This window comes from Streptomyces sp. NPDC012888 (assembly GCF_042900645.1).
Taxonomy (GTDB): Bacteria; Actinomycetota; Actinomycetes; order Streptomycetales; family Streptomycetaceae; genus Streptomyces.
This window is the reverse complement of the sequence record NZ_JBIBBM010000004.1, coordinates 441,575-464,342: the sequence shown is the minus strand read 5'-3', so window position 1 is coordinate 464,342 and position 22,768 is coordinate 441,575. Positions and strand designations below refer to the sequence as shown.

Genomic DNA, 22,768 nt, shown 5'->3' with positions numbered 1-22,768 from the left:
ATCACTTTTTTGCTGCCGTGCAACCCCGTGCCCCGTCAAGACGTCGGTTCCATTGATGTGGGTGCTGATTCTCACGTCCGAATTAGGCGGTATTGGTCGACATTCGCCGACCTTTGTCCACACCTGCGGTGTTAGTTTTCGGAGCTGACGTCGGGGGGTAATCGAGCGGAGCGGGAGCGATGGGCCGAGCAGAATCGCGTAAGGCGCAGAAGCAGCGCGGAGCGCGGCGCGGGGCGAAGGGTGCCGGCGCGGGCCGGAAGAGCGTCATACGCCGCCTCTTCACCTGGAAGAAGATACTCGGCACGTTCCTCGGCCTCGTCCTGCTCGGCATGGCAGGCCTGGTGGTCCTCTACTTCTCGGTCCCGAAGCCCAACCCCAACGAGCAGGCGACGCTGCAGAGCAACGTCTACCGCTACGCCGACGGCACCGTGATGTCCCGCAAGGGCCAGCTCAACCGCGAGATCGTGCCGCTCGACAAGATCCGCCCGGAAATCCGCACCGCGTTCATCGCCATCGAGAACAAGTCCTTCTACAAGGACCGGGGCATCGACCTGATGGGCGTGGCCCGCGGCGCCTTCAACACCGTCACCGGCAAGGGCACCGCCGGCGGGTCCACCATCACCCAGCAGTACGTCAAGAACTACTACCTGAACCAGGAGCAGACGGCCACGCGCAAGCTCAAGGAGCTGGTCATCTCCCTCAAGGTCGACGAGGACATGGAGAAGGACGACATCCTCGCCGGCTACCTCAACACCAGCTACTTCGGCCGCGGCGCCTACGGCATCCAGGCCGCCTCCCAGGCCTACTACGGCGTCGACGTCGGCAAGCTGACCCTGGAACAGGGCGCCTACCTGGCCGCCGTCCTCCAGGCCCCCAGCCAGTACGACTGGGCCACCGCCGGCCCCAACGGCAAGCGGCTCGTCATGATCCGCTTCAACGGCGTGCTCGACAACATGGTCGAGATGGGCGAGCTCGACGCCGCCAAGCGGGCCGGCATGAAGTTCCAGGAGCCGATCAAGCCCAAGCCCACCCCGGGCACCGAGGGCCAGAAGGGCTACCTCATCCAGGCCGCCAACGCCGAGCTGATCCGCCAGGGCGTGACGGAGGACCAGATCAGCGCCGGCGGCTGGAACATCACCCTCAACATCGACCCGAAGAAGCAGAAGGCCCTGGAGAACGCCGTCCAGGAGGAGCTGGAGTCCAAGCTCGACCGCAAGGACAAGGAGAACCGCCCGGTCGACCAGTACGTCCAGGCCGGCGCCACCTCGGTGGACCCGAAGACCGGCGCCGTCGTCGCCATGTACGGCGGCACCGGCCAGCAGGACAAGTGGGACAGCAACGCCCTGCGCACCGACTTCCAGCCCGGCTCCACCTTCAAGCCGGTCATCCTGGCCGCCGCCCTGGAGAACGGCGCGGAGACCCAGGACGGCCAGAAGATCACCCCGAACACCATCTACGACGGCACCAGCCGCCGCCCCGTGGTCGGCGCCTCCACGCGGTTCGCCCCGCAGAACCAGGACGACCGCAGCCACGGCGACGTCACCGTCCAGACGGCCACCAACCGCTCGCTGAACTCCGTCTACGCGCAGATGTTCGTGGACGCCAAGCCCTCCAAGGTCAAGAAGACCGCCCTGGCCATGGGCATGCAGGACCGCCCGGGCTGGGACCCGGACGCCCCGGCCCTCTCGCTCGGCACCATGAGCGCCAACACCGTGGAGATGGCGGGCGTCTACGCCACCCTCGACCGGCACGGCAAGAAGGTCACCCCGACCATCGTGAAGTCCGCCACCCACGCCGAGCGCACCTACCGCCCGCAGCAGGCCATCGGCTCCCAGGTGATCAACAGCAGCACCGCCGACACCGTGACCAAGGTCCTCGTCGGCGTGGTCGAGGACGCCGACGGCTCCGGCAAGCCGGTCCGCAGCAGCGCCTACGAGGCCGCCGCCAAGACCGGTACCACCGAGAACAACCAGTCCGCCTGGTTCGCCGCGTACACCCCGGAGCTGGTCACCGTCGTCGCCATGTTCGGCGAGGACCTGGGCAACGGCGAGCACAAGACCCTGACCGGCACCGCCGGCGGCGGCCGGGCGGGCGGCTCCAGCTTCCCGGCGGACATCTGGCGGGCCTACACCCTGGCCGCCCTCAAGGGCGTGGACACCGACAAGTTCGAGCTGGACGACGCCGACATGGGTGCCCCGGCCGTCACGCCGTCCCGCAGCACCAGCGCCTCCGCCTCGCCCAGCCGGTCACCGGAGAACTCGCCCAGCGGCCGCTCCTCGCAGCCGGTCAGCCCGGGGACGCCGTCGAACCGGCCGGACCCGAGCCGCTCCAACTCCTCCAAGCCGGTCTCGCCCAGCACGTCCCGGTCCAAGCCGGTGAGCCCCTCGCCGGACGACCCGAGCAGCTCCGGCCGGCCCGTCAGGCCGTAGCCGCCCCGCCACCCGGACGAAGACCGCCCGGCAGCGCACGCGCGCTGCCGGGCGGTCGTCCGTCCAGGATCCGTTCAGGAGCGGCCGCCACCCGGCAGCTGCAGCTCGAACCAGACCACCTTCCCGCTGCTCAGCCGGGTCGCGCCCCACCGCCGGGCCATCCGGTTGACCAGGAACAGCCCGCGGCCGCCCTCGTCGGTCTCCCGGGCCCGCCGCTGCCTCGGCAGCTGCGGGGCGTCGTCGCCGACCTCGCAGCGCAACACGTCCGTACGCAGCAGACGCAGCGTCACCGGCCGCTCCGCGTACCGGACGGCGTTCGTCACCACCTCGCTGACCAGCAGCTCCAGCGAGTCGCTGAGCTCCTCCAGGCCCCACCGCTCCAACGCCCGGCGCGCGTAGCGGCGGGCCCGCCCCGGAGCCGTCTCCTCCGGGTCCAGGAACCAGTACGCCACGTCGCTGGGCGCGATCCCGTCGAACCGCGCCGCGAGCAGCGCGATGTCGTCGTCGCGGTCGCCCGGCCCCAGCATGTCCAGGACGTCGTCGCAGAGCGCCTCCAGCGGCGGCGGGTGGTCCAGCCCGGTCAGCTGCGCGGTGGCGGCCAGCCGCTCCCGCAGCTGGTCGATGCCCGTCCACACGTCCCGCAGCCGGCTCTCCACCAGGCCGTCGGTGTACAGCAGCAGGGTCGCTCCCGCAGGCGCGTCCAGCTCCACCGCCTCGAAGTCCACCCCGCCGACGCCGATGGGGGCGCCCGCGGGCACCCGCAGCACCTCGGCCCGGCCGCCCAGGTGGAGCAGCACCGGTGGCGGGTGCCCGGCGTTGGCGATGGTGATCCGGTGCGACACCGGGTCGTAGACGGCGTACAGGCAGGTGGCCATCCGGTCCGAACCGAGCCGCTGCGCCTGCTCGTCCAGGTGGTGCAGCACCTCCGCCGGCGGCAGGTCCAGCTGCGCCAGGGTCTGCGCGGTGGTCCGCAGCTGACCCATGATCGCCGCTGAGGTCATGGAGTGGCCCATGACGTCGCCCACGACCAGCGCCACCCGGCTGCCCGGCAGCGGTATGGCGTCGTACCAGTCACCGCCGACCCGGGCCGTCTCGGCCGCGGGGAGGTAGCGCGAGGCCAGCCGCACGCCGGTGGGCTGCGGCAGGCTGTCGGGCAGCATGGTGCGCTGCAGCTCGTCCGCGATGTACGCCTCGCGGCCGTACAGCACGGCCTTGTCGATGCCCAGCGCGGTGTGCGTGGCCAGCTGCGCGGCGACCAGCAGGTCGTTCGCCTCGAACGCGGGCCGCTCCGGGCTGCGCAGGAACACCGCGGCGCCGATCACCCGCCGGCGGCCGCGCAGCGGCGCCAGCACGGCCCGCTGACCGCGCGGTACCGGATGGCCCTCGCCCAGCAGCTCCGGCAGCGCGGCCCTGGCCGCCGCGGAGGACCCGAACACCGGCCGTACGCCGCGCAGCACCTCGGCGAGCGCTCCGCCGGGCCGGATCTCGCACAGCTCCGCGGCCGGCAGGTCGCCCTGCGGACCGACGAGCGGCAGCTGGCTCAGGTCGAGCTCGCCGGAGCCCCCCGCGGCCCCGGCGGGGTCGAGCCCCGAGCCCAGTTCCTCGATCGGCCGGAGCCGGTCGGTGCGGCGCAGCCTTAAGACGACCGGGCCGACGGGGCGTTCGTCGCCGACCGGCAGCGGGTCACGCAGGTAGACCAGGATGGCGTCGGAGAAGGTCGGCACGGTCGCCCGGCACAGGCCGAGCACGATCTCGTCGAGGTCGAGGCCCCGGGCGATGCGGCGGGTGGCCGCGCCGACGAACCGCAGCCGGTCGCCCTCGCGGCGGGCCGCGGTCGGTTCGGCGGCGAGCATCCCGGCGGCCGCGGCACCGGCGCGGGCGAGCGCCGCCTCCTGCCCGTGCGCGCCGTCCGGGCCCTGGGCCGGGCCGGCGGCACCGGCCGGGAGTCCGGGCGCGGCTGTCGCGCCGGGGGCCGCGTCACGGCCGAGCGGCCGCGGGGGTTCGGCCTCGCCGCGCGGGCCGGGAAGCCCCGGGGAGGTGCCGCCGCTGCCGGCGGTCCGCGCGGCCGAGGTGTCGCGGGCCAGCGCCGAGGCGTCGTGCCCCGTGCGCGCGCGGGCGCCCGCGGAGCCTTCCGCGACCGGCGCCGGGGCCTTCCCATGGCCGCGGTCCTCGGGGCCGGGCACGGGCGCGGCCCGGCCGGCCGCGGCGTGCCGGGACCCGCGCGGTCCGGGAACGTCGGAGCTGCCCGCCGCGGCAGGCTGCGGGCCCTCGTGCGAGGTGGGGTACTCCGTCACGCGTGGCATTCCGTCCGTTTGCGCTCGATGTGCGCTGCACTCAACTCGGTCAGTCGCGGTATACCCGCTCAGCGGCGGGGGCACCGTCACCCCCGGGTACCGCGTCCCGCTCGTTACCAAGTCCCGCGCGCAGCATGTCAATTACGCAGCCTTGCGGAGGACGATCCTACGTTTGAACCCCGGGGGCGCATCAAGGGTCTCATGAGGTCATGTGCGCCGGGGTGCGGTCCCAGTCCTCGGGCAGGACCGGAACGCCCCAGCTCGGATCGGGTCTGAAGTCCTGCCAGCCCGAGGAGAACGGCGCCTCCCAGGCCTTGATCGCCCCGACCGCCTCGCGGCCCGCCGCACGCACCCGTGCGGCGTCCTCCGGGCTGATCAGGCCGGCCCGCCGGGCCTGCGCGAACTCGTCCTCGTCCAGCCACTTCCAGGTCCGGTCGGGGTACACCGCGATGTCGAGGTAGTGGTCCTGGGAGTCCACGCCGCCGGACCACCGGACGCGCGGGGTCTCCAGGTTGACGTACCAGTTCCTGAACTGCCATCCGGGGCCCCAGAACAGCCACACCGACCACGGGTCGGCGGGGCGGGCCAGCTTCAGCACGCCGCCGCCGAACCAGCGGGACCGGACGGTGGTCCGCGGCGCCGTGTAGCGGGTGGCGAGCGGCTCCTCGTGGACCGGGGTCCCGTCGGCCATCACCGGTTTGACGCACTCGGTGCCCGGGGCCATCCACACGGCCAGCAGCTCGGGGGTGTCCTGGACCACCGTCACGGGCCGGCAGATGTGCACCCGGCCGCGCAGGCCGGGGGCGTGGTCGCGGTAGCGCCAGAGGATGTGGTCCCCGGGTGCCCAGTGCGTGCCCTGTGTGCCCGGCGCGTCGGTAGCTGTCATGCGCAGATCTTAGGGCTGGGCTCCGCGGCGCCGCTGCGGTGCAGGTCACGACGGTCAGGGCCGGGTCATGCGCAGCACGTCCAGGGCGGCGTCGAGTTCCTCCAGGGTGAGGTCGCCGCGGTCGACGTAGCCGGACTCCAGGACGACCTCCCGGATCGTCTTCCGCTCCGCGAGCGACTTCTTGGCGACCTTCGCGGCCTCCTCGTAGCCGATGTACCGGTTCAGCGGGGTCACCACGGAGGGGGAGGACTCGGCGTACTCCCTGGCCCGCTCGGTGTTGGCGGTGATGCCGGAGACGGTGCGGTCGGCGAGCAGCCGGCTCGCGGAGGAGAGCAGCCGGACCGATTCGAGCAGGTTGCGGGCCATCACGGGGAGCATCACGTTGAGTTCGAAGTTGCCGGCCGCGCCCGCCACCGCGACGGCGGTGTCGTTCCCGGTCACCTGGGCGGCGACCATCAGGACGGCCTCCGGGACCACCGGGTTGACCTTTCCCGGCATGATCGAGGAACCCGGCTGGAGGTCCGGCAGATTGATTTCGGCCAATCCCGTGCGCGGGCCGGAGGCCATCCACCGGAGGTCGTTCGAGATCTTGGTGAGCGAGACCGCGATGGTGCGGAGCATCCCGGAGGTCTCCACCAGCGCGTCCCGGGCGCCCTGCGCCTCGAAGTGGTCCCGCGCCTCGGTCAGCGGGAGCCCGGTGTCGGCGGCGACCTCGGCGATCACCTCCTCTGAGAAGCCGGCCGGGGTGTTGATGCCGGTGCCCACGGCGGTCCCGCCCAGGGGGAGTTCCGCGAGCCGGGGCAGCGCCGCCTGGAGCCGCTCGATGCCGTAGTGGACCTGGGCGGCGTACCCGCCGAACTCCTGGCCGAGGGTGACCGGGGTGGCGTCCATGAGGTGGGTGCGGCCGGCCTTGACCACCTCGGCGAACTCGGCCGACTTGTGGGTCAGGGCGGTGGCCAGGTGCCGCAGGGCCGGGATCAGCTCCTGCGTGACGGCGGCGGTGGCGGCGATGTGGATGGACGAGGGGAACACGTCGTTGGAGCTCTGCGAGGCGTTGACGTGGTCGTTGGGGTGGACGTCGCGGCCGAGCCGCTCGGAGGCGAGGGTGGCGAGGACCTCGTTCATGTTCATGTTGGACGAGGTGCCGGAGCCGGTCTGGAAGACGTCGACCGGGAAGTGCTCGTCCCAGCGCCCGTCGGCGACCTCGGCCGCCGCCGCCTCGATGGCCCCTCCGATCTCCGGCTCCAGGACCCCGAGCCGTACGTTGACCCGCGCGGCGGCGGCCTTGACGCGCGCCAGCGCGGCGATGTGGGCGCGTTCCAGGCGCTGCCCGGAGACGGGGAAGTTCTCCACCGCGCGCTGGGTCTGGGCACGCCACTTGGCGTGGGCGGGGACCCGCACCTCGCCCATCGAGTCGTGTTCGGTCCGGAACTGGCCTTCGGTCATGTCCACAGCCTCCTCTGAAACTTGAGCAATTGTCTTGTTAGAAGTGTTCCCAACTCCCCTACCCGCCAGTAAATACCGGGGGTAACACCGACACCGGGGAGACCAGGCATGGCCAGAATCCGACCAGGACTCAGATCTACCCTCGCGGCGCTCGCGGCGTTCGCGGCCGCCCTCGGCGGCGTCACCGCCATCACCCCCATGGCGCAGGCGGCCCAGACCTCCGCGCCCGCGGCCACCCCGCTCCCACCCGCCCTGGAGGCCGTCCGGGCCGCCGAAGCCGTCAGGATCTACGGGGACTCCGCGATCCGCCCGATGGCCGAGCGCAAGACCGGCCTCATCTCCCTCGGCGACAGCGAGATCTCCGGCGAGGGCGTGGGCAACTACGACCCCGCCACCAACACCCCCTCCAACCAGTGCCACCGCTCGCCCGACACCGCCATCCACCGCACCGGCATCCCCGCCGACCTCACCTTCAACGTGGCCTGCTCGGGCGCGTACACCGGCAACATCCGGATCGGCGGCGGCAAGCAGTACGCCGACGAGCTCGTGCAGAGCGACAGCCTCGCCATCAAGGCCCGCAACACCCGCATCAAGATGGTCCTGCTCGTCGCCGGAGCCAACGACGACCTGCAGTTCGGCCCCGTCATCACCGACTGCGTGACCCGCTGGGTGCTCAGCCAGGGCGCCTGCGAGCCGAAGTACGCCCCCGGCTGGCAGGCCCGCGTCGACGGACTGCGCCCCAAGGTCGAGGCCACCGTCGCCGACCTGAAGACCGTCATGCGCGACGCCGGCTACGCCGACTCCGACTACAAGCTCGTCGTCATGGGCTACCCCAGCCCCATCGGCCCCGACTTCCAGGACAACCCCGGCTTCCCCGGCAAGCTCCCCGGCGGCTGCGCCGGCTACGACTCGGACGCCACCTGGGGCCGCAACCACGCCGTTCCCGTCTTCGAGCGCGGCATGCGCGAGGCCGCCCGCAACTCCGGGGCGATCTACCTGGACAACTCCCGGCTCTTCCACGGCCACGAGGTGTGCATGGAGGACACCTGGGCCCGCGGCCTCTACCTGGACCTCGGCGACCACTTCCCGTGGGACGAGAACACCGCCCGCCAGTCCTTCCACCCCAACTACCGCGGCCACGGCGCCTTCGCGGCCTGCCTGACCCAGCTCTACTCCTCCGGCCTGCGCGAGGCCTCCTGCGCCGACCCGGCGTCGACCGGACGGCCGGTGCTCACGCCGGGCGCCTGGGACGACATGTACCGGCCGCTGCGCAACGCCGCCACCGGCGACTGCCTCGACGCCAGGGGCAGCGCCAGCGCCAACGGCACCCCGGTCACCGGCTGGGACTGCCACGGCGGCCGCAACCAGGGCTGGTGGTACGACCCGGCCAACCAGTCCGTGCACGTCGAGCTCACGCACGACCGCTGCCTGGACGTCCCCGGCGGCTACGCGGCCGGCACCGCCCTGATCCTCTGGAACTGCCACGGCGGCGCCAACCAGAACTTCGTCCGCGACGGCGCCACCATCCGCCCGGCCGCGGCGACCGGCATGTGCCTGACCACGGCCGCCGCACGCGAGGCCCTCCGCCTCCAGCCCTGTGACGGCTCCGCGAACCAGCGCTTCGCCTAGCCGGCAGCCGCCCCTCCGCATCCGGCCGGCGCACCCCGGCCGGATCAACACCCGCCGTCCCTGCGGCTCAGCGGGCGTCGAGGTACTCCCGCACCTCGCGCGGCCGGTTGGTGATGATCGTCTCCACCCCCAGGCGCAGGCACAGCTCCACGTCCTCGGGCTCGTCCACGGTCCACACCCGCACCCGCAGCCCCTTGGCCCGCAGCCGCCCCACGAGGCCCGGGTCACGGCGTACGAGCTCGATCCCGGGACCCGCGTGCCCGGCGAACGGCGGCCGCGGCGCCCGTACGGCCCGCTCGATCAGGTACACCGAGGGCAGGCCGGGCGCGAGCCGGTTGAGCCGCACCAGCGCGTTGCGCGAGAAGCTCATCACCTCGACCCGCCCCGAGGCCCCGTCGGCCAGACCGTACGCCCTGAGCACGCGCACCAGCTCGGCCTCCAGGCGGCCACCGGACCGGCTCGGGTGCTTGGTCTCCACGGCCAGCCCGACCGGGTACGGCGCCCCGAGCGCCAGCTCCAGCAGCTCCTCGAACCGCAGAACCCGGGCGCCGGTGTGGCCGGGGCCCTTCCAGCCGCCGAAGTCGAGCCCGGCCAGCTCCTCGTAGGTCATCGCGGACACCACCCCGCGCCCGTCGGAGGTCCGCCCGACGCTCCGGTCGTGCACGCACACCAACCGCCCGTCCCGGCTGAGCCGTACGTCGCACTCCAGGGCGTCGGCCCCGTCGGCGATGGCCTGGCGGTAGGCGGCGAGGGTGTGCTCGGGGTGCTCGTGCGAGGCGCCGCGGTGCGCGACGACGCGCACGCCGAGACCGGTGCGGAGGGACTGCTGCGTCATGGGTCAGACGTTATCCGCACCGGGCGGCGCGCCCGGTACCCGACGCCCACGGATGGCCGAACACCGGATGACGCGCCGCCGCGCCGGAGCCCCTCCCGCCCGGCTACGCCAGGCCCGGGCCGCGCACCGGGATGTGGGTGAAGGTGGGTTCCGGCGCCGGGTTCTGGAAGAAGTCGTTGCCCTTGTCGTCCACGACGATGAACGCCGGGAAGTCCTCCACCTCGATCTTCCAGACCGCCTCCATGCCGAGCTCCTCGTACTCGACGACCTCGACCTTCTTGATGCAGTCCTGGGCGAGGCGGGCGGCCGGGCCGCCGATGGAGCCGAGGTAGAAGCCGCCGTGGGTGCCGCAGGCGTCGGTGACCTGCTGCGAGCGGTTGCCCTTGGCCAGCATCACCTTGGAGCCGCCCGCCGCCTGGAACTGCTCGACGTAGCTGTCCATCCGGCCGGCCGTGGTCGGGCCGAAGGAGCCGGAGGCGTAGCCCTCGGGGGTCTTCGCCGGGCCGGCGTAGTACACCGGGTGGTCCTTGAGGTACTGCGGCATCTCCTCGCCCGCGTCCAGCCGCTCCTTGATCTTCGCGTGGGCGATGTCGCGCGCCACGACCAGCGGGCCGGTCAGGGACAGGCGGGTCTTCACCGGGTGCTTGGTGAGGGTGGCCAGGATGTCGTCCATCGGCTGGTTCAGGTCGATCCGGACCACGTCGCCCGAGTCGTCCAGGTGCTCGTCCGTGGTCTCGGGCAGGAACCGGGCCGGGTCCCGCTCCAGCTGCTCCAGGAACACGCCCTCGGCGGTGATCTTCGCGACCGCCTGGCGGTCGGCGGAGCACGACACCGCGATGGCGACCGGCAGGGACGCGCCGTGCCGGGGCAGGCGGACCACGCGGACGTCGTGGCAGAAGTACTTGCCGCCGAACTGCGCGCCGATGCCGATCTTCTGCGTGAGCTCGAAGACCTGTTGCTCCAGGTCGAGGTCGCGGAAGCCGTGGCCGAGCGGGGAGCCCTCGGTGGGGAGCTCGTCGAGGTAGTGCGCGGAGGCGTACTTCGCGGTCTTCAGGGCGTGCTCGGCCGAGGTGCCGCCGACGACGATCGCGAGGTGGTACGGCGGGCAGGCCGCCGTGCCCAGCGAGCGGATCTTCTCCTCCAGGAACTTCATCATGGAGGCCTCGTTGAGGACCGCCTTGGTCTCCTGGTAGAGGAACGACTTGTTGGCGCTGCCGCCGCCCTTGGCCATGAAGAGGAACTTGTACGCGCCGCCGTCGGTGGCGTACAGCTCGATCTGCGCGGGCAGGTTCGAGCCGGTGTTCTTCTCGTCCCACATGGTCAGCGGGGCCATCTGCGAGTAGCGCAGGTTGAGTCGGGTGTACGCGTCGTAGATGCCGCGGGAGAGGGCCTCCTCGTCGCCGCCCTCGGTGAGCACGTTCTGGCCGCGCTTGCCCATGACGATCGCCGTGCCGGTGTCCTGGCACATCGGCAGCACGCCGGCCGCCGCGATGTTGGCGTTCTTGAGCAGGTCCAGGGCGACGAACTTGTCGTTGGAGGAGGCCTCGGGGTCGTCGATGATGCGGCGCAGCTGCGCGAGGTGGGCCGGGCGCAGGAAGTGCTGGATGTCGTGGATGGCCTCCTCGGCCAGCTTGCGCAGCGCCTCCGGCTCCACCTTGAGGAACGTACGGCCGTCCGCCTCGAACGTGGACACGCCCTCGGACGTCACCAGTCGGTAGGGAGTCTTGTCCTCTCCCAGGGGGAGCAGGTCGGTGTACGCGAACTCCGGCATGTGGCCATTCCTCACTCGGCAGACAGCACTGACGACCTATTGGCAGCGCGGTCAACCAGGTTAGGTCCTCCGCCGGTGTCCGTGTTTGTGAGGTAAGGCTCACTGCCGGGCTGGAGGTGTACGGGACGGCCAAGGCGCGGCCGGGGCGATGCCGGGGCGCGGCCAGGACGAAGCAGTATCGCGATCTATCGTGTTTGGCTATGCTGGGTCGCGTGGACCTGGAAAAGCACACCGCTGCCCCTGTCGCCCCCGCCCCCGCCCCCGCATCCGGCCTGCGCGCCGGCGACGCCGACCGCGACCGCATCGCCCGGATCCTGGCCGACGCCCTGGCCGAGGGCCGGCTCACCGCCGAGGAGCACTCCGAGCGGCTGGACGCCCTGTACGCCGTGAAGACCGTCGGTGAGCTGGACGTCCTGGTACGGGACCTGCCCGCCGGCCCGCACCCCGGCCCGCACCCCGGCCCGTCTCCGGCAGCCGCGTCCGCCCCCGGTCCGGCGCTGCCGCCGGGCATCGGCTACACGGACGACGTGATCGCCGTGTGCAGCAGTTCGGCCCGCCGCGGCCGCTGGCGGCCCGGCCCCCGCACCCGTGCGGTGTCGGTCATGGGCGACGTCAACATCGACCTCACCGAGGCCGTGTTCGAGCAGCAGCTGACCGAGATCAACGTGACCGCGGTGCTGGGCAACGTGGAGATCGTGGTTCCGGAGAATGTCACCTTGCGCGGCTTCGGCAGCGGGGTGCTCGGCAACTTCGAGGTGCACGGCGAGAACCGGGGCGAGCCCGACCCCAGGGCGCCCGTCGTGGTGGTCCGCGGCTTCGCCCTGCTGGGCAACATCGAGGCCCGGCCCAAGCTGGGCGCCCGGCTCGTGGACCTCGCCGACCGGATCCGGAAGCGGTTCGACGGCTGAAACGGAGGGGGTGCGCGGGCGGAATCCGGTCGAATTCGCGCCGAGCGGCACGGGGCGCATATGGGCGCGCACAGCGGGTAGGGACAGCTGCATCGTCTCTCGCTCGCGAAGCCGTCGTCAGGAGTAGACCGTGCAGCATGCGCCGCATCAGCCCCTGCAGGTAGCCGCCGTGGCCGTGCCCAAGCCGCGGGTGCCGTCCAGGGAAGAGGACGGCCCATGGCACGCGGAGGCGGTGTGCCGCCGGGACGAGGCGGGGCTCTTCTTCGCCCCCTCCAAGGAACCGACCGCGGCGCGGCTGTCCCGTGAGGAGGCCGCCAAGCGGGTCTGCGCCCGCTGCCCCGTGATGGTCGCCTGCCGCGAGCACGCGCTGCTCCAGCCCGAGCCGTACGGCGTGTGGGGCGGGCTCACCGCCGCCGAACGCAGGGTGGTGCTGGCCCGGATGCGCCGCCGCGCCGCCGAGCTGCGCCAGAGCCCGGGCCCCGACCCGGTCGCGGCCGCCGCCGGCTAGCGGGCCGGACGTACGCGGGGCCGTACGCGGAACCCGTGCGCGGCCGCGTACGCGGAACCCCTGAGCGGAACCCGTACGCACGCCCGCGCGCCGGCCCCGGCCGGCCCCGTACGCCGGCCCCGTACGCGCACGCGGAAGGGCGGTCCCGCCGCACCGGGACCGCCCTTCGCGCGTACCTGCGGCCGGTCCCCTGCCGGACCGGCCGCACCCTGACTTCCGGGACCCGCTACTGCGCCCGGTCGAAGTCGATCGCGCTGTACGCGCGCAGCTTCGACAGGCGGTGGGTGGAGTCGATCTTGCGGATCGTGCCCGACTTGGAGCGCATGACCAGCGACGAGGTGGTCGCGGTCTCCGACCGGTAGTGGACGCCGCGCAGCAGCTCGCCGTCGGTGATGCCGGTGGCGACGAAGAAGACGTTGTCGCCGGAGACCAGGTCGTTGGTGAGCAGCACCCGGTCCAGGTCGTGGCCCGCGTCGACGGCCTTCTGGCGCTCGGCCTCGTCCTTGGGCCACAGCTTGCCCTGGATGACGCCGCCGAGGCACTTGATGGCGCAGGCCGAGATGATGCCCTCCGGGGTGCCGCCGATGCCCATCAGCAGGTCGACGCCGGTGCCCTCGCGGGCGGCCATGATGGAGCCGGCGACGTCGCCGTCGGAGATGAACTTGATGCGGGCGCCGGTCTCGCGGATCTCCCTGACGATGCCCTCGTGGCGGGGGCGGTCCAGGATGACCACGGTGACGTCCTCGGCCGCCATGCCCTTGGCCTTGGCGACGCGGCGGATGTTGACCGAGACGGGGGCGTTGATGTCGACGAAGTCGGCCGCCTCCGGGCCGGTGACCAGCTTGTCCATGTAGAAGACCGCGGACGGGTCGAACATGGTGCCGCGGTCGGCGGCGGCCAGCACGGCGATGGCGTTGGGCATGCCCTTGGCGTTGAGGGTGGTGCCGTCGATGGGGTCCACGGCGATGTCGACCTCGGCGCCGGTGCCGTCGCCGACCCGCTCGCCGTTGAAGAGCATCGGCGCTTCGTCCTTCTCGCCCTCGCCGATGACGACGACGCCGTTCATCGAGACGGTGGAGATCAGGGTCCGCATGGCGTTGACCGCGGCGCCGTCGGCGCCGATCTTGTCGCCGCGGCCGACCCAGCGGCCGGCGGCCATGGCGGCGGCCTCGGTGACGCGGACGAGTTCGAGGGCGAGGTTGCGGTCGGGAGCTTCGGGAGCGACTTCGAGCTGGGGCGGCAGGTTGTGCTCGGTCATCGGAGCGCACCTTTCTGTACGACGACGGCCGGGGTGAAGTGAGGGTGCTGGAACTCTATCGGTAGGTCGACAAATTGAGCAGAGGGGGTCACGTATGAGCGGCGTACCGGTCTTGCGGACGGCGCTCGGCCACCCCCTGGCGATGATCGGTACCGACCATGCGGGACGATGGGTGCGTGGCAGGTATGAAAGGCAAGCAGACGGTCTGGGACATGGTCCGGTCGCTGGCGCTGATCGGCATCGTGGTGGGAGGCATCTACCTCTTCATCCCCCATGACGAGAAGGCCGACCCCACCCGGGTCGTGGACTACCGGGTCGAGACCATCACGGCGCGGCGCGCGGCGCCGTACCCGCTGGCGGCACCGGCCGGGCTCCCGGCGGAGTGGCGGGCGACCTCGGTCTCGTACGAGAAGAAGAACGCCCACGCCTGGCACCTGGGCTTCCTCGACCCGGAGGACCAGTACGTGGCGGTGGAGCAGTCCAGCGACACCTCGGACAAGTACCTGGCGGGGGTCACCCGGTCGGCCGCGGCCACCGGGCAGACCCAGCAGGTGGGCGGCACGGCCTGGGAGCGCTGGGACGGCCCGAAGTACGACGCGCTGGTCCGGCGGGAGCAGGGCCACGTGACGGTGGTGACGGGCACCGCGCCGTACGACCAGCTGGCGAGGATGGCACAGGCGCTGGAGTTCAAGCAGGGATCGGCGCAGGGCGCGGCCCAGGGATCGGCGCAGGGATCGTCCCAGGGCTGAGCGGTCGGAGCCGCGAACGCGCGACGGGAACACGAAGAGGCCGCCCGCCCCCGGGGGAACCGGGGCGGGCGGCCTCTTCGCGTCGTGCGGGCGCGGCGGCTCAGACCGTGGTGACGACCTGGGCGAAGTCCAGGCGCGGCGAGCGGGGGAACGGGGAGGCGTCCTCGCCCGGCTTGCCGATGTTGACCACCATCAGCGGGGTGTGGTCGTCGTCGAGGAACTCCTTCTGCACACCGGCGAAGTCCAGGCCGGTCATCGGGCCGGCGGCCAGGCCGGCGGCACGCACGCCGACGATGAAGTAGGCGGCCTGCAGGGCGGCGTTCAGCAGCGCGGACTGCTCGCGGACCGGGCGCTCGGCGAAGAACATGTCCTTGGCCTGCGGGAAGTGCGGCAGCAGCTGCGGCAGCTCGTCGTGGAACTCGTTGTCCGCGGACAGGATCGCGACCAGCGGGGCGGCGGCGGTCTTGGCCTGGTTGCCCTCGGCCATGTGCTTCACCAGGCGCTCGCGGGCCTCGGCGGAGCGGACCAGCGTGATGCGCAGCGGGGTCTGGTTGAAGGCGGTCGGCCCGTACTTGACCAGGTCGTAGATCGCCTGCACCTGCTCCTCGGTGACCGGCTCGTCGGTGAACGAGTTGGCGGTGCGGGCCTCGCGGAACAGCAGGTCCTGAGCGGCGGCGTCGAGAACGAGGGACATCGGAATGCCTTCTTCCATCACGGAACGGGGTGGAGCTCGCGGAACGGGTCGAGCGACGTCCACGACACTACGGCGAGATAGATGAAATTTCAACTAAAGCTCGTGCCCCTGTGCCGTGCCTCACTCCGCCCCGGAGCCCTCCCCGCCGCCCTCGCGCGCCGCGAGCGCCGAGTCCAGCCGGGCCCGGGCCCCCTCCAGCCAGTGCCGGCAAGCCTTCGCCAGCTCCTCGCCGCGCTCCCACAGCGCCAGCGACTCCTCCAGCGAGGTCCCGCCCGCCTCCAGCCTGCGGACCACCTCGATCAGCTCGTCGCGGGCCTGCTCGTACCCCAGCGTCGTCTCCGCCTCGGCCATTCCCTGCCACCTCGTGTGTCGTAGTGCCACCAAAACCCCCGCGGGTCCCCGCGGGTCCGCGCGGGTCTACGTGCCGGAGACCCGGACGGTGAACTCGCCGCCCGCCACCCTGGCCCGCAGTGCCTCGCCCTCCGCGACCTCCTCCGGCGCCCGCACCACGTGCCCGTCCGCCCGCTGCAGCACCGCGTACCCGCGCTCCAGGGTCGCCGCCGGGGACAGCGCCAGCACCCGCGCCCGCGTGTGCGCGAGCTCCGACTCCGCCCGGTCCAGCAAGTGCCCCAGACAGCGGCGGCTGCGCCCCAGCAGGGACTCCAGCTCGTCCTCGCGGGTCTCCACCATCCGCTGCGGGTGAGTGAACACCGGCCGTGCCAGGGCGTGCGCCAGCCCCCGCTCCTCCCGGTCCAGCAGCCCCCGTACGGCCCGCAGCGCGCGGTCGCCCAGCTGCCGGACCCGCTCCAGCTCCTCGCCGACGTCCGGGACCACCTTCTTCGCCGCGTCGGTCGGCGTGGACGCCCGCAGGTCCGCCACCAGGTCCAGCAGCGGCGAGTCCGGCTCGTGCCCGATGGCCGACACCACCGGGGTCCGGGCCGCCGCGACCGCCCGTACGACCTGCTCGTCGGAGAACGGCAGCAGGTCCTCCACGCTGCCGCCGCCGCGCGCCACGATGATCACCTCGACCCCGTCGTGCGCGTCCAGCTCCTTGACGGCCTGGATCACCTGCGGGACAGCGTTCACCCCCTGCACGGCCACGTTGCGCACCTCGAAGCGGACCGCCGGCCACCGGCGCCTGGCGTTCTCCAGGACGTCCCGCTCGGCCGCCGAGGCCCGCCCCACCACCAGCCCGATCAGCTGGGGCAGGAACGGCAGCGGCTTCTTGCGCTCCGCCGCGAACAACCCCTCCGCCGCCAGCGAGCGCTTGAGCCGCTCCAGCCGCGCCAGCAGCTCGCCGATGCCGACCGGCCGTATCTCGGTGGCCCGCAGCGACAGCTGGCCGCGCGGCGCGTACCACTCCGGCTTGGCCAGCATCACCACCCGGGCGCCCTCCGCCACCGCGTCCGCCACCTCGTCGTACACCTGCCGGAAGCAGGTCACGCTGACCGAGATGTCGTGCGACGGGTCGCGCAGGGTCAGGAAGACCACCCCCGCCCCGGGACGCCGTGACAGCTGGGTGATCTGCCCCTCCACCCACACCTGGCCGAGCCGCTCGATCCAGCCCCCGATGAGCCGGGACACCTGGCCGACGGGCAGCGGCGCCTCCGCCGACGTATTCAGACCCATGACAGGCAGGCTAACCGGCGCCGCCGACACTGCCGCCGGGTTCGCCGGGGGAGGCCCCCGCGCGTCGCCCGCGCTGGGCCAGCAGCACGCCGAGCCCCACCGCCAGCCAGACCGCCCCCACCAGCCGGGCCGTCCAGGACGCCTCCACGATCACCGCCACCGTCACAGCCGCGCCCAGCACCGGCACCAGCAGGTGCTTCCACCAGCTCGGCGGCCCGTCGCCGCGCCGCACCCAGAACCACCCCACCACCGACGCGTGCAGCAGGGTGAACGCCACCAGCGCCCCCACGTCCACCACCGACACCAGGTGGTCCAGCCCGTCGTCCCGCCGGGCCGCCCACACCGCCGCCACCATCGTCACGCCCGCCGCCACCAGCAGCGCCGCCCGCGGTGTCCCGCCCGAGGTACGGGCCAGCACCGCGGGCAGCCGCCGCTCCCGGGCCATCGCGAACAGCAGCCGCCCGGCCGCCGCCTGCCCGGCCAGCGCCGCGAACGCCGCCCCGACCGCCTTGGAGGCCGCCACCAGGTCGTGCAGCCAGCCCCCGACCGAGGCCTCCACCGCGTCGTAGAACGCCGGCCCCTGCCGCGCCGGGTCCGCCGCCAGCTCCGCCGAGGAGACCGGCGTCAGCAGCGCCGCCAGGTACGTCTGCGCGACGAACAGCACCCCGGTCAGCCCCAGGCAGAACAGCAGCGCCCGGGCCACCCGCCGCGAACCCCCCGTCACCTCCTCCGCGAACGAGGCGATGGCGTCGAACCCCAGGTACGACAGCACCGCCACCGAGACTGCCCCCAGGACCGCCGCCGTACTGAAGCCCAGCGACCCGTCCCCGGTCAGCGGCGACAGCCAGCCGCGCCGCGCCCCGTCCCGGACCAGCACAGTCACCGCGGCCACCAGGAACACCAGCAGCACCGCGACCTCGGCCGCCAGCACCGCGAAGCCGACCCGCGCGGCGGCCCGTACGCCCCACAGGTTGAGCAGGGTGGTGACCACCACGGCCAGCGCCGTCCACACCCACCGCGACACCTCCGGCACCAGCGCGTTCATCGCGATCCCGGAGAACAGGTACGCCACGGCCGGGATCAGCAGGTAGTCCAGCATCGCCATCCACCCGGCGATCAGCCCGGCGCCCTCGCCCAGCCCCTTCCGGGCGTACGTGAAGACCGAGCCGGCCTGCGGAGCCACCCGCACCATCTGCGCGTAGCTGAAGGCGGTGAGCGCCATCGCCACGGTCGCGCACACGTAGACCAGGGCGACGGCGCCGTGCGAGCGCGCGTCCAGCGTGCCGAAGATCCCCACCGGGGCCATCGGTGCGATGAACAGCAGCCCGTACACGACCAGATCCCGGAACCCGAGGCTCCGCCGCAGGCCGCCGTCGTCCCGCGCCCGCTCACGGACCTCCGTCATCGCTCCCGCACTGCCTTCCTTGGGGTGACCGGCCGAACACGCTTGTGCCCCAGTCTCTGTCGGCGGACCGATCTTCGGCCCCAGCGACGCGGCCGTACGATGGTCGGTATGACTGCTCCCGCTTCCCGTCGCCGTGTCCTGCTCGCCGCGCCCCGTGGCTACTGCGCCGGCGTGGACCGAGCCGTGATCGCCGTCGAGAAGGCCCTAGAGCAGTACGGCGCCCCGGTCTACGTCCGGCACGAGATCGTCCACAACAAGTACGTCGTCCAGACCCTTCAGAAGAAGGGCGCGATCTTCGTCGAGCGGACCGAGGAGGTGCCGCCCGGCAACATCGTCATGTTCTCGGCGCACGGCGTCGCCCCGGTCGTCCACGAGGAGGCCGCCCGCGGCAGGCTCGCCACCATCGACGCGACCTGCCCCCTGGTCACCAAGGTGCACAAGGAAGCGATCCGGTACGCGAACGAGGACTTCGACATCCTCCTGATCGGCCACGAGGGCCACGAGGAGGTCATCGGCACCTCCGGCGAGGCCCCCGACCACATCACCATCGTCGACGGCCCGCACGACGTCGACAAGGTCACCGTCCGCGACGAGTCCAAGGTCGTCTGGCTCTCCCAGACCACCCTCTCGGTCGACGAGACGATGGAGACCGTCGACGCCCTCAAGACCAAGTTCCCGCTGCTCGTCTCGCCGCCCAGCGACGACATCTGCTACGCCACCTCCAACCGCCAGGCGGCCGTCAAGGCCATGGGCGCCGACTCCGACCTGGTCATCGTCGTCGGCTCGAAGAACTCCTCGAACTCCATCCGGCTGGTCGAGGTCGCCAAGGACGCCGGCGCCAGGGCCGCCCACCTGGTCGACTTCGCGAGCGAGATCGACGAGGCCTGGCTGGAGGGCGTCGAGACCGTCGGCCTGACCTCCGGCGCCTCCGTGCCCGAGGTCCTCGTCGAGGAGGTCCTGGCGTGGCTGGCCGATCGCGGCTACGGGGACGTCGAGATCGTCAAGACGGCGGAGGAGTCCATCACCTTCTCCCTCCCCAAGGAGCTCCGCCGCGACCTGCGCGCCGAAGCCGCCGGACTGGTCGCGGACGAGTAGACCGTTTCGTACGGTATGCCCATGACGGAGACGCAGACGCGGATCATGGGCGTGGACATCGGCGGATCGGGCATCAAGGGAGCCCCGGTCGACCTCGAACGCGGTGAGCTCGCCGCCGAACGCCACAAGGTACTGACCCCGCACCCGGCCACACCCGACGAAGTGGCCGGGTGCGTCGCGGAGGTCGTACGGCACTTCGACTGGACCGGGCCGGTGGGGATCACCTTCCCCGGGGTCGTGACGGACGGCGTCACGCGCTCGGCGGCCAACGTGGACAAGGCCTGGCTGGACCTGGACGCCCGCGGGCTGCTCTCCGCCCGCCTGGGCGGCATGCCGGTGACCCTGCTCAACGACGCGGACGCGGCGGGCATCGCGGAGATGACCCACGGGGCCGGACGCGGACGCTCCGGCACGGTCGTCATGCTCACCCTGGGCACGGGCATCGGCAGCGCCCTCTTCACCGACGGCCGGCTCGTCCCCAACAGCGAGCTGGGCCACCTGGAGCTGAACGGCCACGACGCGGAGACCCGCGCCTCGGTCAGGGCCAAGGAGGACCACGACCTCAGCTGGGAACGCTGGGCCCGCCGCCTCAACAAGTACCTGGCCCACGTGGAGATGCTGTTCTCCCCGGACTGCTTCCTCATCGGCGGCGGCGTCAGCCGCAAGGCCGACAAGTTCCTGCCCCTCATCGAGGGCATCCGGGCCGAGATCGTCCCGGCCGCCCTGCAGAACAACGCCGGGATCGTCGGCGCGGCGATGGCGGCGGCGGGCAAGAAGACGGCCTGACGGCCTGACGACCAGACGACACGACGGCCTGAGGACCTGACCGCCGGACCCCCTAGAGGTGGAGACGGCGGGCGGCCAGCCGCTTCCGGCTGCTGAGCACCGCCCGCCGTCCCAGAGCGATCAGCCCGGCGACCAGCGTCCCGGCGTACAGCCAGCCGGCGTGCAGCGACAGCGCGCTGACCAGGCCCATCAGCTGCCCGCCGAACCCGCCGGACCCGCCCGCGATGGGCCACACCCCCACGGCGAAGGCGATCGGCACCGAGATCGGGGCCGTGACCAGGTCGGCCGGCCGCACCCACAGCGCGGTCGCGGCGGCCACGGGCAGGAACAGCACCCCGTACCCGGTCAGCGAGGCGTCGAAGAGCAGCCACACGATGCCGCCGGCCAGCACCATCGCGGCGCAGGCGAAGAGCCCGCCGCCGAGGCCCGTCAGCCGCGGCCGCGGCATCCGGCGCACCGCACCCGGGCCCGCCCCGGCCCCGGCGCCGGACCGCGGCCGCGGCCGGGGGCGGGCCGACGGGCGCGACGAAGGCTGCGGCACGGCACCGGCCGCCGGCCGCCGGGGCGCCGGCGGACGCCGTACACCCGTCCGCTGCGCGGGGTGATGATCTGACCGCATCCTGTATTGCTCCACGGCACCACGCTAGGTGCCGCACCCCGGATCCGGGCCCCAGGACACGCGTAAACTGTCTGATGGCCCATGCCCGGGCCGTACCCTCCAGCAGCTACGGGAAGTCGCCAACGTGTCGCTCACGATCGGAATCGTCGGCCTGCCGAATGTCGGCAAGTCGACCCTGTTCAACGCCCTGACCAAGAACGACGTGCTGGCGGCCAACTACCCGTTCGCCACCATCGAGCCGAACGTCGGCGTCGTCGGCGTCCCCGACGACCGCCTGACCAAGCTCGCCGAGGTCTTCAACTCGCAGCGGGTCCTCCCGGCGACCGTCGACTTCGTCGACATCGCGGGCATCGTGCGCGGCGCGAGCGAGGGCGAGGGCCTGGGCAACAAGTTCCTCGCGAACATCCGCGAGTCCGACGCGATCTGCCAGGTCATCCGCGCCTTCAAGGACGAGAACGTCGTGCACGTCGACGGCAAGGTCTCGCCGAAGGACGACATCGAGACGATCAACACCGAGCTGATCCTCGCCGACCTCCAGACCATCGAGAAGGTCCTGCCGCGCCTGTCCAAGGAAGCGCGCATCAAGAAGGACGTGGCCCCGAAGGTCGCCGCGGTCGAGGCCGCGAAGGACATCCTGGAGAAGGGCGACACCCTGTTCTCCCAGGGCATCGTCCAGGGCTCCGAGAAGGCCGAGCTCCTCCACGACCTGCACCTCCTCACCACGAAGCCCTTCCTCTACGTCTTCAACGTCGACGAGGACGAGCTGACGGACGACGCCTTCAAGGCGGAGCAGCGCGCCCTGGTCGCCCCCGCCGAGGCGATCTTCCTGAACGCCAAGCTGGAGGCGGACCTCGCCGAGCTCGACGACGCGGACGCCATGGAGCTCCTCCAGTCGGTCGGCGCCGAGGAGCCGGGCCTGGCCACCCTGGCCCGCGTCGGCTTCGACACCCTGGGCCTCCAGACCTACCTGACGGCCGGCCCGAAGGAAGCCCGCGCCTGGACCATCAAGAAGGGCGCCACCGCCCCGGAGGCGGCCGGTGTGATCCACACCGACTTCCAGCGCGGCTTCATCAAGGCCGAGGTCATCTCCTTCGCCGACCTGATCGACTGCGGCTCGGTCACCGAAGCCCGCGCCAAGGGCAAGGCCCGCATGGAGGGCAAGGACTACGTCATGCAGGACGGCGACGTCGTCGAGTTCCGCTTCAACGTGTAGTCGTTAGTTGCCGTACGCGAGGTGATTCATCAAGCGTGCAGGCCAGAAGGGGTCGGCTCCTCCCGGGGTCGGCCCCTTCGTCGTCACCGTGCTGGACGGGTGCTGGATGTTCTGACGCCGGTTCAGCCGGCGTCAGGTGTCGTAAACGGTGGAGCGATGCCCGACGTGCACGACCCACACCACGAGCTCCCCGTTGTCGATCGTGTAGCCGGCGCGGTAGTCGCCGACTCGCAGCCGACGGCGTTCCGGATGCGACACGAGCGCGGTGGTGTTGAAGCCGAGGGGGTCGCTCTCCAGCTCGGTCAGCTTGGCCAGGATGCGCAGCGCCGTGTCGCGTGGGACCTTCCGAAGCTCGGCCTGCGCGTTTCCGGCCCGGTGTACGTGGTCGAGGATCTGTCCGACGGCCGTGCTCGCGGTGCATCACGGGCGGCAGCGCGGCCGCGGGACGACGCGCATTCATCGGCCCATGCAGCGGCTCGGTGGCGGCGGGGCCGATGCGGGTCGGCTCCGCCCGGGCACGGTAGGGCGCACCGGCCTCTCGTTCGGGACTGCCGGGCCGGGGTGGCGTACGAGGCGGACGGCTCGTCCGGACGAAGTGCCGCCGGCCGGTGGCG

Annotated in this window: 20 protein-coding genes; 8 read left to right on the top strand and 12 right to left on the bottom strand. The window is 72.3% G+C overall.

All coding sequences use genetic code 11. The annotated features are described in order from the left end of the window. Window positions 1–179 precede the first annotated feature (179 nt). Window positions 180–2,429 (top strand): transglycosylase domain-containing protein, encoded by a 2,250-nt coding sequence (locus ACFY61_RS09500; protein WP_389469132.1) that lies wholly within the window; start codon window positions 180–182, stop codon window positions 2,427–2,429. Between the two features lie 74 nt (window positions 2,430–2,503). Here ACFY61_RS09500 and ACFY61_RS09495 read toward each other — a convergent pair whose 3' ends face one another. The 3 genes from ACFY61_RS09495 to ACFY61_RS09485 all read right to left on the bottom strand — a co-directional run bounded on the left by ACFY61_RS09495 (window position 2,504) and on the right by ACFY61_RS09485 (window position 7,055). Then, entirely contained in the window at window positions 2,504–4,723 is a 2,220-nt protein-coding gene (locus ACFY61_RS09495; protein ID WP_389469130.1) for a SpoIIE family protein phosphatase, read from the bottom strand. A 199-nt stretch (window positions 4,724–4,922) separates the two neighbouring features. Next, window positions 4,923–5,609, bottom strand: a complete 687-nt coding sequence (locus ACFY61_RS09490) for a DUF402 domain-containing protein (RefSeq protein WP_389469127.1) — start codon at window positions 5,607–5,609, stop codon at window positions 4,923–4,925. Window positions 5,610–5,663: 54 nt separating this feature from the next. Next, window positions 5,664–7,055 carry a class II fumarate hydratase gene (locus ACFY61_RS09485; RefSeq protein WP_389469124.1) on the bottom strand — a complete coding sequence of 464 codons (1,392 nt, stop codon included), beginning with the start codon at window positions 7,053–7,055 and terminating at the stop codon, window positions 5,664–5,666. 108 nt (window positions 7,056–7,163) lie between these two features. On the opposite strand from ACFY61_RS09485, the gene ACFY61_RS09480 reads away from it, so the two are divergent. Next, window positions 7,164–8,684 (top strand): ricin-type beta-trefoil lectin domain protein, encoded by a 1,521-nt coding sequence (locus ACFY61_RS09480; RefSeq protein WP_389469121.1) that lies wholly within the window; start codon window positions 7,164–7,166, stop codon window positions 8,682–8,684. 67 nt (window positions 8,685–8,751) lie between these two features. On the opposite strand, the gene ACFY61_RS09475 is transcribed toward ACFY61_RS09480, so the two are convergent. Together ACFY61_RS09475 and ACFY61_RS09470 are read right to left on the bottom strand one after the other, a co-directional pair. Beyond that, window positions 8,752–9,519 carry a glycerophosphodiester phosphodiesterase gene (locus ACFY61_RS09475; protein ID WP_389469120.1) on the bottom strand — a complete coding sequence of 256 codons (768 nt, stop codon included), beginning with the start codon at window positions 9,517–9,519 and terminating at the stop codon, window positions 8,752–8,754. A 103-nt stretch (window positions 9,520–9,622) separates the two neighbouring features. Continuing rightward, window positions 9,623–11,290, bottom strand: a complete 1,668-nt coding sequence (locus tag ACFY61_RS09470; RefSeq protein ID WP_389469117.1) for a fumarate hydratase — start codon at window positions 11,288–11,290, stop codon at window positions 9,623–9,625. 212 nt (window positions 11,291–11,502) lie between these two features. Here ACFY61_RS09470 and ACFY61_RS09465 point away from each other — a divergent pair, with 212 nt between their 5' ends. Next, on the top strand, window positions 11,503–12,198 hold the full coding sequence (locus ACFY61_RS09465; RefSeq protein ID WP_389469115.1) for a DUF1707 domain-containing protein: 696 nt from the start codon (window positions 11,503–11,505) through the stop codon (window positions 12,196–12,198). 130 nt (window positions 12,199–12,328) lie between these two features. Beyond that, window positions 12,329–12,706: a WhiB family transcriptional regulator gene (locus tag ACFY61_RS09460; RefSeq protein WP_389469112.1), complete on the top strand. Its 378-nt coding sequence runs from the start codon at window positions 12,329–12,331 to the stop codon at window positions 12,704–12,706. Window positions 12,707–12,932: 226 nt separating this feature from the next. On the opposite strand, the gene glpX is transcribed toward ACFY61_RS09460, so the two are convergent. Further along, on the bottom strand, window positions 12,933–13,964 hold the full coding sequence (gene glpX / locus ACFY61_RS09455; RefSeq protein WP_389469109.1) for a class II fructose-bisphosphatase: 1,032 nt from the start codon (window positions 13,962–13,964) through the stop codon (window positions 12,933–12,935). A gap of 185 nt (window positions 13,965–14,149) precedes the next feature. Here glpX and ACFY61_RS09450 point away from each other — a divergent pair, with 185 nt between their 5' ends. Beyond that, on the top strand, window positions 14,150–14,713 hold the full coding sequence (locus ACFY61_RS09450; protein ID WP_389469326.1) for a DUF4245 domain-containing protein: 564 nt from the start codon (window positions 14,150–14,152) through the stop codon (window positions 14,711–14,713). A 100-nt stretch (window positions 14,714–14,813) separates the two neighbouring features. Here ACFY61_RS09450 and ACFY61_RS09445 read toward each other — a convergent pair whose 3' ends face one another. The 4 genes from ACFY61_RS09445 to ACFY61_RS09430 form a co-directional block, all read right to left on the bottom strand. Further along, window positions 14,814–15,407 (bottom strand): malonic semialdehyde reductase, encoded by a 594-nt coding sequence (locus ACFY61_RS09445; RefSeq protein ID WP_389469106.1) that lies wholly within the window; start codon window positions 15,405–15,407, stop codon window positions 14,814–14,816. A 120-nt stretch (window positions 15,408–15,527) separates the two neighbouring features. Then, on the bottom strand, window positions 15,528–15,758 hold the full coding sequence (locus tag ACFY61_RS09440; RefSeq protein ID WP_389469103.1) for an exodeoxyribonuclease VII small subunit: 231 nt from the start codon (window positions 15,756–15,758) through the stop codon (window positions 15,528–15,530). Window positions 15,759–15,824: 66 nt separating this feature from the next. Further along, window positions 15,825–17,036: an exodeoxyribonuclease VII large subunit gene (gene xseA / locus ACFY61_RS09435; RefSeq protein WP_389469102.1), complete on the bottom strand. Its 1,212-nt coding sequence runs from the start codon at window positions 17,034–17,036 to the stop codon at window positions 15,825–15,827. A 10-nt stretch (window positions 17,037–17,046) separates the two neighbouring features. Next, complete coding sequence (locus ACFY61_RS09430) at window positions 17,047–18,441, bottom strand: APC family permease (protein WP_389469099.1); 1,395 nt, start codon at window positions 18,439–18,441, stop codon at window positions 17,047–17,049. A gap of 108 nt (window positions 18,442–18,549) precedes the next feature. On the opposite strand from ACFY61_RS09430, the gene ACFY61_RS09425 reads away from it, so the two are divergent. Both ACFY61_RS09425 and ppgK read left to right on the top strand, forming a co-directional pair. Beyond that, the gene (locus ACFY61_RS09425) at window positions 18,550–19,536 is read left to right on the top strand and encodes a 4-hydroxy-3-methylbut-2-enyl diphosphate reductase (protein WP_389469097.1); all 987 of its coding nucleotides are present in this window, start codon (window positions 18,550–18,552) and stop codon (window positions 19,534–19,536) included. Between the two features lie 21 nt (window positions 19,537–19,557). Continuing rightward, entirely contained in the window at window positions 19,558–20,322 is a 765-nt protein-coding gene (gene ppgK, locus ACFY61_RS09420) for a polyphosphate--glucose phosphotransferase (RefSeq protein ID WP_389469094.1), read from the top strand. Window positions 20,323–20,374: 52 nt separating this feature from the next. Here the strand turns inward: ppgK and ACFY61_RS09415 are convergent, their stop codons facing one another. After that, window positions 20,375–20,770, bottom strand: a complete 396-nt coding sequence (locus ACFY61_RS09415) for a DUF6542 domain-containing protein (protein ID WP_389469091.1) — start codon at window positions 20,768–20,770, stop codon at window positions 20,375–20,377. Window positions 20,771–21,065: 295 nt separating this feature from the next. On the opposite strand from ACFY61_RS09415, the gene ychF reads away from it, so the two are divergent. After that, on the top strand, window positions 21,066–22,154 hold the full coding sequence (gene ychF, locus ACFY61_RS09410) for a redox-regulated ATPase YchF (protein WP_389469089.1): 1,089 nt from the start codon (window positions 21,066–21,068) through the stop codon (window positions 22,152–22,154). A gap of 132 nt (window positions 22,155–22,286) precedes the next feature. Here the strand turns inward: ychF and ACFY61_RS09405 are convergent, their stop codons facing one another. Further along, window positions 22,287–22,547 (bottom strand): type II toxin-antitoxin system RelE/ParE family toxin, encoded by a 261-nt coding sequence (locus tag ACFY61_RS09405; protein WP_389469323.1) that lies wholly within the window; start codon window positions 22,545–22,547, stop codon window positions 22,287–22,289. Window positions 22,548–22,768: the final 221 nt, after the last annotated feature.